Source organism: Rhodopseudomonas sp. NSM (assembly GCF_052445935.1).
In the GTDB taxonomy this organism is placed as follows: Bacteria; Pseudomonadota; Alphaproteobacteria; order Rhizobiales; family Xanthobacteraceae; genus Rhodopseudomonas.
Genome location: NZ_JBQTCH010000004.1, coordinates 323,684 through 335,643, shown reverse-complemented (window position 1 = coordinate 335,643; position 11,960 = coordinate 323,684). Strand labels below are relative to the sequence as shown.

Annotated in this window: 11 protein-coding genes; 7 read left to right on the top strand and 4 right to left on the bottom strand. The window is 66.5% G+C overall.

The features are described 5' to 3' along the window. Positions 1 to 15: 15 nt before the first annotated feature. From ACTZWT_RS13530 to dsbD, 3 genes are read right to left on the bottom strand one after another with little or no spacing between them, the layout of a single operon-like run. Positions 16 to 669 (bottom strand): L,D-transpeptidase, encoded by a 654-nt coding sequence (locus tag ACTZWT_RS13530; protein WP_444770195.1) that lies wholly within the window; start codon positions 667 to 669, stop codon positions 16 to 18. 23 nt (positions 670 to 692) lie between these two features. After that, positions 693 to 1,325 (bottom strand): DsbA family protein, encoded by a 633-nt coding sequence (locus tag ACTZWT_RS13525; RefSeq protein ID WP_444770194.1) that lies wholly within the window; start codon positions 1,323 to 1,325, stop codon positions 693 to 695. 33 nt (positions 1,326 to 1,358) lie between these two features. Next, positions 1,359 to 3,170 carry a protein-disulfide reductase DsbD gene (dsbD, locus tag ACTZWT_RS13520; protein ID WP_444770193.1) on the bottom strand — a complete coding sequence of 604 codons (1,812 nt, stop codon included), beginning with the start codon at positions 3,168 to 3,170 and terminating at the stop codon, positions 1,359 to 1,361. Positions 3,171 to 3,271: 101 nt separating this feature from the next. On the opposite strand from dsbD, the gene ACTZWT_RS13515 reads away from it, so the two are divergent. Both ACTZWT_RS13515 and ACTZWT_RS13510 read left to right on the top strand, forming a co-directional pair. Continuing rightward, positions 3,272 to 3,931 carry a response regulator gene (locus tag ACTZWT_RS13515; RefSeq protein WP_444770192.1) on the top strand — a complete coding sequence of 220 codons (660 nt, stop codon included), beginning with the start codon at positions 3,272 to 3,274 and terminating at the stop codon, positions 3,929 to 3,931. Then, complete coding sequence (locus ACTZWT_RS13510; protein ID WP_444770191.1) at positions 3,928 to 5,286, top strand: ATP-binding protein; 1,359 nt, start codon at positions 3,928 to 3,930, stop codon at positions 5,284 to 5,286. Before ACTZWT_RS13515 ends, ACTZWT_RS13510 begins: the two co-directional genes overlap by 4 nt. A gap of 97 nt (positions 5,287 to 5,383) precedes the next feature. Here ACTZWT_RS13510 and ACTZWT_RS13505 read toward each other — a convergent pair whose 3' ends face one another. Further along, a complete protein-coding gene (locus tag ACTZWT_RS13505) occupies positions 5,384 to 6,541 on the bottom strand; it encodes an AraC family transcriptional regulator (RefSeq protein WP_444770190.1) in 1,158 nt (385 codons plus the stop codon). Between the two features lie 163 nt (positions 6,542 to 6,704). Here ACTZWT_RS13505 and ACTZWT_RS13500 point away from each other — a divergent pair, with 163 nt between their 5' ends. Genes ACTZWT_RS13500 through ACTZWT_RS13480 form a run of 5 tightly spaced genes read left to right on the top strand, consistent with a single transcriptional unit; the run spans position 6,705 to position 11,936 of the window. After that, complete coding sequence (locus ACTZWT_RS13500; protein ID WP_444770189.1) at positions 6,705 to 7,910, top strand: ABC transporter substrate-binding protein; 1,206 nt, start codon at positions 6,705 to 6,707, stop codon at positions 7,908 to 7,910. Between the two features lie 16 nt (positions 7,911 to 7,926). After that, a complete protein-coding gene (locus ACTZWT_RS13495) occupies positions 7,927 to 8,664 on the top strand; it encodes an ABC transporter ATP-binding protein (protein ID WP_444770188.1) in 738 nt (245 codons plus the stop codon). Continuing rightward, positions 8,664 to 9,407, top strand: a complete 744-nt coding sequence (locus ACTZWT_RS13490) for an ABC transporter ATP-binding protein (protein ID WP_444770187.1) — start codon at positions 8,664 to 8,666, stop codon at positions 9,405 to 9,407. The genes ACTZWT_RS13495 and ACTZWT_RS13490 overlap by 1 nt, the downstream gene beginning before the upstream one ends. After that, a complete protein-coding gene (locus tag ACTZWT_RS13485; RefSeq protein WP_444770186.1) occupies positions 9,404 to 10,285 on the top strand; it encodes a branched-chain amino acid ABC transporter permease in 882 nt (293 codons plus the stop codon). The genes ACTZWT_RS13490 and ACTZWT_RS13485 overlap by 4 nt, the downstream gene beginning before the upstream one ends. A 1-nt stretch (position 10,286) precedes the next feature. Continuing rightward, a complete protein-coding gene (locus ACTZWT_RS13480) occupies positions 10,287 to 11,936 on the top strand; it encodes a branched-chain amino acid ABC transporter permease (RefSeq protein WP_444770185.1) in 1,650 nt (549 codons plus the stop codon). Positions 11,937 to 11,960 lie beyond the last annotated feature (24 nt).

The window sequence follows — 11,960 nt, the reverse complement described above, 5'->3', positions numbered from 1 at the left end:
CGATCGGGCGCGCCGCTATTTGACGACCACCTTGGCGCCCTTCGGCACGCGGCCGTAAAGATCGATCACGTCCTGGTTCAGCATCCGGATGCAGCCCGACGACACCGCCTTGCCGATGGTCTCGGGCTCGGTGGTGCCGTGAATCCGGTAAAGCGTGTCCTTGCCGTCCTTGAACAGATACAGCGCCCGCGGGCCGAGCGGATTGGCGGCGCCGCCGTCCATGCCCTTCGCCCATTTGCCGTAGCGCTGCGGCTCGCGCGCGATCATGTTCTTGGTCGGGGTCCAGTGCGGCCACTCGGCCTTGCGTCCGACATGGGCGGTGCCGCTGAACTCCAGCCCGGCCTTGCCGACGCCGACGCCGTAGCGCAGCGCCTTGCCGCCTTCCATCACCAGATAGAGAAAGCGCCGGTGCGGATCGACCACGACGGTCCCCGGCGGCTCGTCGGTCTTGTACTCCACCAGTTGCCGCACATAGGCCGGCTGCAGCTCGTCCGGCTCGATGCCGGCGATCGGGTATTTGTCGGTGTCGATCGCCGCATAGCGCGCCGCGACCGCGGCCCCCACCATGCTCTTCGGCGGGCCGGGATTCAGTTCGGCCTCGGATTGGGTGACGCAGCCGCCGAGCGTGACGGCGACGGCGGCGAGGGTGAACCAGGACCGGACGGACATCGGCGGCTGAAGTTCCACGCCGGTCACTTCGCGGGCGGGCGGGCGCGGGCCTGATCGACCACCTTCTTGAACGCGGCGGCGTCGAGCGCGGCGGCGACCTTGTACGGCCCGATCAGGTACACCGGCGTTCCCTGCAGCCCCATCGCGTCGGCCTGCGACAGCGTGCGGCGCAGCAGCGCCGTGATGGCGTCGCCATGGGTGCCGAGGTCGCTCTGCAGCCGCGTCATGTCGACGCCCGCGGCGGCGACGGCGTCGCGCATCTGGTCCTTGGAGATCCCGCGTCCGGGGATCGCCATCAGCGCGTCGTGCGCCGCCTGATACTTGCCCTGATACTTCGCGCCCAGCGCCATCTGCGCGCCGTACACCGATGCCTCGCTCAGGATCGGCCAGTCCTTGTAGACCAGCCGGATCTTGCCGTCGTCGCGCACCACTTTTTCGAGATCGGGCTCGGATTTTTTGCAGAACGGGCAGTTGTAGTCGAAATACGTCACGATGGTGAGGTTGCCCTTCGGATTGCCGGCCTCCGGCGCATCCGGGTCGCTCAGGATCGCCTTGACGTCGACGCCCTCCGCCCAGGCCGAGGGCGCGCTGAAGAACTTCATCAGCGGCACGGTCGCGAGCGCGCCGAGGATCATCAGGGATTGTCTGCGGTTCATGGAATGCTCCTGTTGGAAGATGGTGGATGGTCGTCAGGACGCCGCGCCGATGCGCTGCAGCGTCTGGAAGAAACTGTCGGCCGACACCTCGCCGATGGTGCGGGCGGCGGTGATTTCGTGGCCGTCCTGCCGGTCGAGAAACACCACCGTCGGCGGCCCGACGACGTCGAAGCGCTTCATCAGCGCCGCGGTCTCGGCGTTGGTCCGGGTGACGTCGGCGCGGATCAGGGTGACGTCGTTCAGCCGCCGCCGGACCGCGGGATCGCCGAACACGTCGCGCTCCATCGTCTTGCACGAGGTGCACCAGTCGGCGGAGAAGTCGATCATGATCGGCTTGCCGCGCGCGCGGCCGTCGCTGATCGCCTGATCGAGCGCGGGTATCGACGTCACCGTCCGGGCGAAGATCGCCGTCGCCGCAGGCTGGTCGGCGCCGAACACCGCGAGCGGCCGCAGCGGATCGTCGCTGCCGCCGGCGGCGCCGACGATCAGCGTCGCGCCATAGACGAAGACGGCGACGCCCGCCGCCTTGCCGAAACGCCGCGTCGCGCCGCCCCGCGGCGCGAGCCGGTCGAACGCGCCGAGAAACGCGGCGAGGCCGATGGCGAGGCCGGCCCACAGCAGCAGCACCACCGATCCCGGCACCACCCGCGCAATCAACGCCACCGCGAGGCCGAGAAAGGCGAAGCCGAACAATTGGCGGATCGTCACCAGCCACGGCCCCGAGCGCGGCAGCACGCCGGCGCCGAACAGCCCGACCAGGATCAGCGGAAAACCCATGCCGAGCCCGAGCGCGAACAGCGCCGCCGCGCCGCGCAGCGTATCGCCGGTCCGCGCGACATAGAGCAGCGCCGCGGCGAGTGGCGGCGTCACGCAGGGCCCGACGATCAGCGCCGAGGTGAAGCCGAGCGCGGCGGCCCCGAGCAACGGCCCGGCGCGGCCGTGCAGGCGGCCGGCGAGGTCGCCGCCGAACCGCGCCGGCAGTTGCAGCTCGAACAGGCCGAAGCTCGACAGCGCCAGCGCCACATAGATCGACGCCATCACCGCCAGCGCCAGCGGCGCCTGCAAGGCGCTCTGCAGGTTCTGCCCGGACCACGCCGCCGCGACGCCGAGGGCGGCATAGGCTGTTGCCATCGCCAGCGTGTAGATCGAGGCCAGCGCGAAGCCGCGCGCCGGCGAGATGTCGGGGCCGGACCGCGTCAGCATGCCGGCGACGATCGGCACCATCGGCAGCACGCAGGGCGTGAAGGCGAGCAGCAGCCCGAAACCGGCGAACGCCAGCAGCAGCGGCAGCCAGCCTTGCGTCATCGACGGCAGCACCGAAGCCGCGAAGGGCGCGGGCGTCTCCGCAGGCTCAGCGAGGTCCGGCAGCGCCGGCATGTCCGAGGGCCAGGCCGGGCTCGCGCTCGGCGTCGCGCCGCCGCCGACCGACACCTGATAGGTGCCGAGATCCACGCTCGCCGTCACCGGCGGATAGCAGATGCCGCGCTCGGCGCAGCCCTGATAGCTCACCGTCAGCCGGCTCGCGCCGTTCACCGCATTGGCCGGAATCGTCGCGGTCAGGCTGTGGTGATAGACCTCGGTCATGCCGAAATTCGGATCGTCCTTGACCTCGCCGGCCGGCGTCCGCAGCGCGACGCGGGCGCCGTCGGCGGTGGTGACGACGATCTTGTCGCGGTAGAGATAGTCGCCCGGGGCGATCCGCCAGGTCAGGTCGACGCCGTCGGCGCCGGGCTGGACGCCGAACTGGAACGGTGCGGTTTTGGCCGGACCGGCGGCATGCGCCGTGCCGCCTCCCGCTGCGATCGCGACGAGCAGGATGAGCATGCGGAAGAGTCGGACTGCCATGGTTCCCCGGGGCCTGGATGGAATAGCGGCAGTGTCGTCGCCCAGCTTAAGCCAGCCTTAAGGCGCGCGGCCGAGAGCAGGGGCGTGGAGATCGGCTTGCGATGAGAATTCTGGTGGTCGAAGACGATGCGATGATCGCAGATGGCATCCGCGCCGGGCTGACGCTGGCCGGTGCGAGCATCGATTGCGTCGCGAATTGCGAGGATGCGGCGGCCGCGCTGGCCGCCAACACGTTCTCGGCCGTCGTGCTCGACGTCATGCTGCCCGACGGCAGCGGCATCGATCTGCTGCGCAAGCTGCGCGCCGGCGGCGACACCACGCCGGTGCTGCTGCTGACCGCGCTCGACGAGGTCGGCGACCGGATCGCGGGGCTCGACTCCGGCGCCGACGATTATCTCGGCAAGCCGTTCGATCTCGACGAACTCGGCGCGCGGCTGCGCGCGATCATCCGCCGCCGCGACGGCCGCGCCGCGACCTGCCTCGAACACGGCGCGATCCGGCTGTTTCCCGCCGACAACAATGCGACGCTGGACGGCGCGCCGGTGCCGCTGTCGCGCCGCGAATTCGCGGTGCTGCACGCGCTGATGGAGCGGCCCGGCGTGCTGCGCTCGCGCGGCGAACTCGAGGAGCGGCTGTACGGCTGGGGCGACGAGGTCGAAAGCAACGCCGTCGAAGTCCACGTCCACAATCTCCGCGCCAAGCTCGGGCGCGCCGCGATCGAGACCGTGCGCGGCGTCGGTTATCGGATGAGACCGCTATGATCGGATCGTTGCGTCTTCGCCTGTTCCTGGTGCTGTTCGGCGCCACCGGCATCGTCTGGATCGCCGCGGTGACGTGGATCTACACGAGCAGCCAGCGCGAGCTGGAGCACGTGCTCGATGCGCGGCTGCAGGAGGCGGCCCGCATGGTCGTCTCGCTGGTCGGCAATATGGAGGGCCGCGTCCCCGAGGCGCTGCCGGATGTTGCGTCGGCGCCGGCGACGCCCGGCAATTACGAGCGGCAACTGTCCTGCCAGGTGTGGTCGGTGCAGGGCCGGCTGATCGCGCGGTCGAGCGGAGCGCCGGATCGGAGTCTCAGCGATCAGGGCGCGGGATTTTCCGATCGGCAGATCGACGGCGAAACCTGGCGGGTCTATGCGACGGAGGATGCCGCCAGAGGCTTTCGCGTGCTGGTCGGCGACCGGCTCGGGCTGCGCGACCGGCTGGTCGCCGATCTGGTCAAGGGGCTGCTGTGGCCGGCATTGCTGATCGCGCCACTGCTCGGCCTGCTGATCTGGATCAGCGTCGGCCGCGGACTGCGGCCGCTGCAGGTGATCGCCTCCGATCTGGTCGGCCGCGACGCCGACGACATGCGCCCGGTCGATGCCAGCCGCACGCCCTCCGAAGTGATGCCGCTCGCCGACGCGCTCAACACCCTGTTCGACAAGGTCGCGCTGGCGCGGCGTCATGAGCGCGAGATCACAGCGTTCGCGGCGCACGAGCTGCGCAGTCCGCTCACCGGGCTCAAGACCCAGGCGCAGGTCGCATTGGCGACCACCGATCCGGCTGTCGCGCGGGCGGCGCTGCAGCAGATTCTGGTGGCGGTCGATCGCGCGACGCGGCTGGTGCGCCAGTTGCTGACGCTGGCGCGGCTCGACGCACAGGCGGAGACCGACGATCACGGCAGCGTCGCGATCCGGTCGCTGATCGACGACGTGGCGCGGATGACGCCGCGACCCGACGGCGTCACCGTCGTGATCGACGACGACCTTGCCGGCGTAACGTGGAGCGGCAATCGCGAGTGTCTCGAGCTCGCGATCCGCAATCTGCAGGAGAATGCGATCCAGCACATGCCGGGCGGCGGCGAGGTGCGGTGGCGCGCCGGCGCATCGCCGCGATCGATCGTGATCGAGGACACCGGCCCCGGCGTGCCGGAGGACGAGTTGCCGAAACTCGGCCAGCGGTTCTTCCGCGGTCGCAACAAGTCGGCGATCGGCAGCGGCCTCGGCCTGACCATCGCGGCGCTGGCGCTGGATCGCACCGGCGCCGATCTGCAGACCGGCAATCGCCCCGATCGCCGGGGATTTCGAGCCGAGATCGTCCTGCTTCCTACAGGCGGCGGAAGCCGACGTGGTTAGGAACCGCGCCGCGCTCGCGCGGAACCAGGATCAGACTATCCGATCGGCGCGCGCCACACGTTTCCGTCGTGACGAGTTCGGCCGCGAGGGGGTTACGTCATCGGTCTCCGCCCTGCATCGCGTCGATCAAGGCGGGCTGGCGCATCTGTCCTGAATCCGAATCCGATCGCCCGGTCTGGCGCGGCGTGACGCCGAACCGCCTTCGGTAGCAGGTCGAGAAGTAGGATTGGCTGGTGAAGCCGCATTCGTAGGCGACCTGGCCGAGGTTGATGTTGCCGGTCCGGCCATGTTTCGAGATGAGCCCGTGGGCACGCTGCAATCGGACCTCGAGCAGCCGCTGGCCGAACGACGTCCCGTGAGAATGAAAGATCTTGTGGAGGTAGCGGACCGAGATCTTGTGCTCGCGCGCCGCCTGATCGGGCGACAGGTCGCGGTCCTGAAGGTTTCGTTCGAGATAGCTGACGATCCGGTTGTAGAGCGAGGAGGCGAGCGTCTGTCGGATGAAAGACTTGTCCTGTGGCGATTCCCGCAGGTCCAGCATCAGGCAGATCAGATCGATCACCGATTGCTGCAGCCGGTCGGCATGTTCGCCCGGCGGCAGGTTGAGCAGTTGCGCGCCGAGCGTGGTTACAACCGGCACGAGTTGCGGGTTTGCAATGTTCATCGATGCGCACAGCCCATCGATGCCTTTGACCCGGTCGACCAGCAGGCGACGGTCGATCTTGATGGTGATGTTCTCGGAGCCGTCGGGAACGTCGATGACGTAATTTTCGGCAGAGTTGAGAAGAAACACGCCGCCCGGCATCGCCAGTCCGGAACGTCCGCGTTGTTCGAACTGCAGCCCCCTTCGGGTGGGAAACAGGAAGACGAAGTCTTCAGACCCGTCGATCTTCGCCGATTCCTTTCGCCGGATCACGCGCTGCGCATCGGCCTTGAAGTTCGAAAGACCCATCGAGCCGAACTGGACATCGGTCAGTTCGCCGACTACGCGATCGTCGTGGCGGGCCTGAATATCGAGGCGGTAGTACACCTCCGCCATGGCCTGGCGCCATGCGGCAATGCTCTCCGATCCGGACAGCGCGCCGGTGGAGTAGTGATTCCTTCGAGTCATCGCGACGACCTCGATTGAGCAGGATCTCCCGGAACAGATGCAGCAAACGCAAGAAGCGTGCCGTGCAGTCAGCGGTCGCGAAGCGCTGGGGCGGTTAGCAGTGCGCTGGGATTGTAGAGACAGTGCTTTGCAGTGAAAGACCAAAATTTGATCAGTTACCTAGGATGTCCCGGTCGGAAACAGGGCGTTCGCGTGACGCTCGCCAGGGAGAGGTCTGATGGTCAGCAAGGTCTCACGTCGAAAGTTGCTTCACCTTGCGTCAGCCGGCACGGCTGCTGCCGCTTTTCCTGCTCCCTTCGTGTCCGGCGTGACGCGTGCAGCATCAGCCGACCCGATCCTGCTCGGCGTTCCGACCGCCCAGACTGCTCAGGCGGGCGTGGCGGACCATCAGGACTATCTCAACGGAACAACGCTGGCCCTCGAGGAAATCAACGCCGCCGGCGGCGTCCTCGGGCGCCAGATCAAGCCGGTCGTGGTCGATATCGACCCGCTGTCCCCCGAAAGCGGGCAGGTCGCGATCAACAAGCTGATCGACGCCAAGGTGCATGCGATGTCCTGCGCCTTCGTTTTCACGCCGGTCCCGGTGGCGGATGTGTCGGCGCGTTACAAGGCGCCGTTCCTGTGGGGCCTGACCCAGCGCAACATGACCGAGCTGGTTGCAAAGCAGCCCGACAAATATGCGCACATCTTCCAGACCGATCCGTCTGAAGTGCATTACGGGCATACGTTCCCGGTGTTTCTGAAGGCGATGAAGGAGCAGGGGGGCTGGAAGCCGTTGAACAACGGCGTCCACATCGTCCAGGAACAGATCGCCTACAACCAGACGATTTCCAAGGCGCTGCAGGCGTCGCTGCCGAAGAGCGAATTCAAGCTCGCGGGCATTACCGACATCCAGTATCCGGTGCAGGACTGGGGCACGGTCATTCAGGAAATCAAGAAGATCGGCGCCGGCGCCGTGATGATCGATCACTGGGTCGCCGCCGAATACGCGGCCTTCGTCAAGCAGTACAGCGCCGATCCGTTGAAGGGCGCACTCGTCTATCTGCAATACGGACCGTCGCAGCCCGAGTTCCTCGAATTGTCCGGGCCCGCCGCTGAAGGCTTCGTCTGGAGCACCGTGCTCGGCGTCTATGCCGACGAAAAGGGCAAGGCGTTCCGCGCCAAATACAAGAAGCGTTTCCCCGGCATCATGGGGCTTTGCTACACCGGCAACGGCTACGACACGACGTATTATCTCAAGGCGGCGTGGGAAGCGGTGGGCGATCCGTCCAACTTCAAGGGTGTCAGCGACTGGATCCGCAAGAACCCCTATCGCGGCGTCTGCGGTTTCATGAGCATGGACAATCCCTATCAGGAGTGTGCGCACTATCCGGACACGGGAGATGCGATCGGAGCCGCTGACCTCGAAAAGGGCATGGCCCAGCTGTTCTTCCAGGTTCAGAACAACGAGCACAAGATCATCTATCCGGACGTGCTGACCGAAAACAAGCTGCAGAAGGCGCCGTGGTGGTGACGTCGGATCGTTCACGATGACCACCTCCGCGATCTTCTCCTGCGATCAGATCGGTCTCGATCTCGGCGGACGTTCGATCCTTCGCGGAATTTCGCTCGAAGTGAAGCCGGGCGAGGTGATGGGGATCATTGGGCCGAACGGCGCCGGCAAGACCAGCCTGTTCGAGGTGCTGTCGGGGCGGATCTCGCCGAAGAGCGGCAAGGTCACCTATGACGGGCGCGACATCACCGCGCTCCCGCTGCACCGGCGGGCGCGTCTCGGCATCGGCCGCACCTATCAGACCCCGATCGTGCCGGAGGACATGACCGTCGCGCAGGTGCTCAAAGCCGCGCGGCAGGCCTACCGGCCGTATCTGACCCCCGACGATTCCGAATGGGGCGCGGGGCTCGTCGGCTTCCGCATCCCGGGCGCGATGATGGCGGACCGGCTCGACACGCTGAACCGCCGCAAGTTGCTGATCGCCTGCCTGCTGATGCGGCGGCCCTCGGTGCTGCTGATGGACGAGCCGGCCGCGGGATTGATCAATTCCGAGATCGACGAGCTCGACGATATCATGCGGGTGCTCGCCAAGGAGCTGAACATCGCGATCGTGCTGATCGAGCACCGGATGGAGCTATTGGATACGATCGCCGATCGCGTGCTGGTGATGGATGCCGGCGAGACCATCGCCGAAGGATCGCTTGCCGAAATTCTGCTCAACCCGCGCGTCAAGGCTGCGTATTTCGAGACCGACGCCGGCGGGGGGCTGCATTGATGAGCGTCTCCGAAACAGGCGCGGTGCGTCCCGCGGTGCTCGACGTCCAGGGACTATCCGCCGGCTGGGGGCCGATGCGTGTGATTCACGACCTCGATCTCACCGTGTTCGCGGGCGAGCGGATCGGGCTGGTCGGGCTCAACGGCCATGGCAAGTCGACGCTGTTTCAGGCGATCGCGGGACTGACCGGCTGGCAGCGCGGATCGATCAAGCTCAACGGCTATGAGGTCGGCCGCACCCGCAGCCAGGGACCGGGTCGATACACGCACCTGATCGTGCGGCGTGGACTGGCGCTGATTCCGCAGGGCGACGAGATCTTTCACGGGCTGACGGTCGAGGAGCATCTCGACAGCGGCGCCTTCACCAAGCGCGCCTGGGCCGAGCGCGGCATCCGCAAAAAGAGGATTCTGCAGATCTTCCCGCCGCTGGAGAAGCTGATGAAGATTCCGGTGGGCCGCCTGTCCGGCGGTGAGCGGCGGATGGTGTCGATCGGCCGTGGCCTGATGTCCGACGCCGAGTTGTTTCTGGTCGACGAGCCGTCGCTTGGTCTCGCGCCGAAGATCGGACGATCGGTGGTGGCTGCGCTGATGGCGGTCGAACTCGGCGGCTCGGCGATGGTGATCGCGGAGCAGAACGTCGCGCTGCTCGAAGGCAGCGTCGATCGCATCATCGGGATGCACGCCGGCAAGCTGAAGGGCGAAGCGTCGGCGTCGAAGTCCATGTCGACGGAGCGCGCCGGATGAACTGGGGTTACATCGTCACCAATGCGATCACGCTGGCCTGCATCTACGGCACGCTGGCGATCGGCATCTCCGTCACCTGGTCGAGCCTCGGCCTCGTCAACATGGCATACGGTTTCATCTTCGCGCTGTCCGGCTATGGCGCGTGGATGGCGAGCGTCTATATCAGCCCGTTTCCGGCGGTCGTGCTGGCCGCGGGCATCCTGACCGGCGCGCTCGGCGGGCTGATCGTCTGCCTGCTCGCGTTCATTCCGATCCACGACAAGCCGAATTTTCCGCTGCGCGCGCTGATTGCGACGCTGGCGATCAGCCTGGTCGGCAACCAGATCCTGCTGTGGTGCTTCGGGCCGCGGGCGAAATCATTGCCGCGGCTGTTCGGCAACTGGAACGCCGACATCTTCGGCATCATCGTGACCTCGGACAAGCTCGGCGCGACGCTGTCGGCGATCCTGCTGCTGACGCTGATCCTGATGTGGATGCGGTCGAGCCGCCGCGGCCTCGAGATCCGCGCCATGATGATGAACCCGCACGCGGCCTCGATCGTCGGCATCGGCGTGCGCCGGACCAGCATCTATGTGATGGCGCTGACCGGCTCGCTTGCCGGCCTCGCCTCGGTGCTGCTGGCGCAGACCTATTACGTGGCGCCGTTCAGCGGCATCACGCCGATGATCAAGGGGCTGAGCATCGCGCTGGTCGGCGGTCTCGGCAGCATTCCGGGCGCGATCATCGGCGCGATCATGCTCGGCGTGAACGAGTCGCTGACGGCGACCTTCCTCGGCGGCCAGTACGTCCTGATCACGCAGTTCCTGCTCATCATCATCGTTCTGCTGATCCGTCCGCGCGGCATCGCCGGCATTCTCGACAAGGCGCGCGAGGCATAAGATGGTCGACACCACAGCTCCGATCTGGATCGACCCGACCGACTCCCAGCATCCGGAAACCCCGGCGCGCGAGGTCGTCACCAACCCGTATCTGTCGCATCAGGTGACGTGGGACGAGACCACGCGATTCCGGCCGAAGATGTATCCGGTCGGCCGGCTTCGTTATTACTACAAATGGCCGGGCCACGGCGGCGCGCTGTGGACGCGGACGCGGTACTGGCCGACGCGCCGGCGCGTTCTGAATATCCAGGGCGAATACAATCCGAAGACGATGCGTCGCGAGAAGACCATCGTCGACAAGCGGCCGATCTGGTGGATGCTGGCGATCGCGGCGTTCATCGTCATGCCGCTGTTCGTGCCCGGAAATCTCTGGAACACGGCGATGTCGGCGGCGTCGGTGTTCGCGATCTACGCGGCCATCAACCTGTGCTGGATGCTGGTGGTGGGAACCGCGGGCATCTTTTCGCTCGCGACCTACGCGGTGGTCGGGGCGGCGGCTTATGGCACGACCTATATGGCGATCACGCTGGGGCTGCCGTGGTGGGTGCTGCCGTTCGCGGGGATGCTGATCGGGCTGGCGTTCGGCGTCCTGATCGCGCTGCCGGCGATGCGGTTGGACGGCTTCTACTACGCGCTGCTGACGCTCGGCGTCGTCGAACTGTGCCGCGTCTATGTGGTGCAGTCGCGCCAGTTCGGCTCGGCGACCGGCGGGCTGTACGGGGCGCCGAGCTATCTGCCGGCATGGCTGTCGCAATCCAACCGGCTGTTGCTGGGATACTACGTCGCGCTGTTCGTGATGATCCTCGCGCTGGCGCTCTACCGCTTCGTCGACGGCAAGAGGCTCGGGCGGCTGCTGCGGATGGCGCAGGAGAAGAAGGAAGGCTTCGCGCAGGCCTGCGGCGTCGATTTCATCCGCGCGCGCATCATGGTGTTCCTGATCTCGTCGGCGGCACTCGGCTTCATCGGCGGCTTCTACGCCGTCCATTTCGGCGGCGCGTCGCCCAATCTGTTCTCGTTCGACACGCTGCTGCTGTCGCTGGCGATGCTGGTGATCGGCGGCATCGGCCGCGCCGAGGGCGCGGTGGCGGGAACGCTGATCGTCGTCTTCATCGACCGCGTGCTGATCGAACTCGGCCCGCTGCGCTTCGTGCTGATCGGCGCGATCATGCTCGGCGTCGTGCTGTTCCTGCGCGGCGGCCTGTTCGGAATCAAGGCGCAGTTCCGGGCCTGGCGCGACAAGAAGAAGAGCGAGCGACGGTCAACCCGAGCGGAGAAAGGTGGCGAGATGTTGCCGGAAGAAGCAACCGAAATGGAAGACAAGGACCAGGTCTATTTCCGCCGCTTCGACAAGATGCAGCGCGATTTCCTGAAGCGCCTGGTGTCGGACGCGGTGATTGCCGAACACAAATCCAAGCCGCTCGGGCAGCACAGCGAAGCGCTGGAGCGGCTCCTGATCTACTTCCGCCGCCAGGGCCAGATCGACAAATACGCGATCATGGTGCTGGAGGAATTCAAGGCCTATCGCATCGTCGCGTTGTCGGGTCATCGCGGCACCGCGCCGCGGATGGTCGAGGACCGCAACTACGAGACGCCGGACGAGGCCTATCACGCGCTGTTCCTGCGTCGCGTGCAGGATCTGCTCGAAACTTGATGCCATTTAGTTCAGTCGCCGGAG

What these genes read in the sequence shown, in the direction of transcription:
- ACTZWT_RS13485 (WP_444770186.1), top strand. Translation starts at nt 9,404, where the DNA reads ATGAACTGGGGTTACATCGTCACCAATGCGATCACGCTGGCCTGCATC.
- ACTZWT_RS13510 (WP_444770191.1), top strand. Translation starts at nt 3,928, where the DNA reads ATGATCGGATCGTTGCGTCTTCGCCTGTTCCTGGTGCTGTTCGGCGCC.
- ACTZWT_RS13480 (WP_444770185.1), top strand. Translation starts at nt 10,287, where the DNA reads ATGGTCGACACCACAGCTCCGATCTGGATCGACCCGACCGACTCCCAG.
- ACTZWT_RS13530 (WP_444770195.1), bottom strand. Translation starts at nt 669, where the DNA reads ATGTCCGTCCGGTCCTGGTTCACCCTCGCCGCCGTCGCCGTCACGCTC.
- ACTZWT_RS13515 (WP_444770192.1), top strand. Translation starts at nt 3,272, where the DNA reads ATGAGAATTCTGGTGGTCGAAGACGATGCGATGATCGCAGATGGCATC.
- ACTZWT_RS13495 (WP_444770188.1), top strand. Translation starts at nt 7,927, where the DNA reads ATGACCACCTCCGCGATCTTCTCCTGCGATCAGATCGGTCTCGATCTC.
- ACTZWT_RS13525 (WP_444770194.1), bottom strand. Translation starts at nt 1,325, where the DNA reads ATGAACCGCAGACAATCCCTGATGATCCTCGGCGCGCTCGCGACCGTG.
- dsbD (WP_444770193.1), bottom strand. Translation starts at nt 3,170, where the DNA reads ATGGCAGTCCGACTCTTCCGCATGCTCATCCTGCTCGTCGCGATCGCA.
- ACTZWT_RS13490 (WP_444770187.1), top strand. Translation starts at nt 8,664, where the DNA reads ATGAGCGTCTCCGAAACAGGCGCGGTGCGTCCCGCGGTGCTCGACGTC.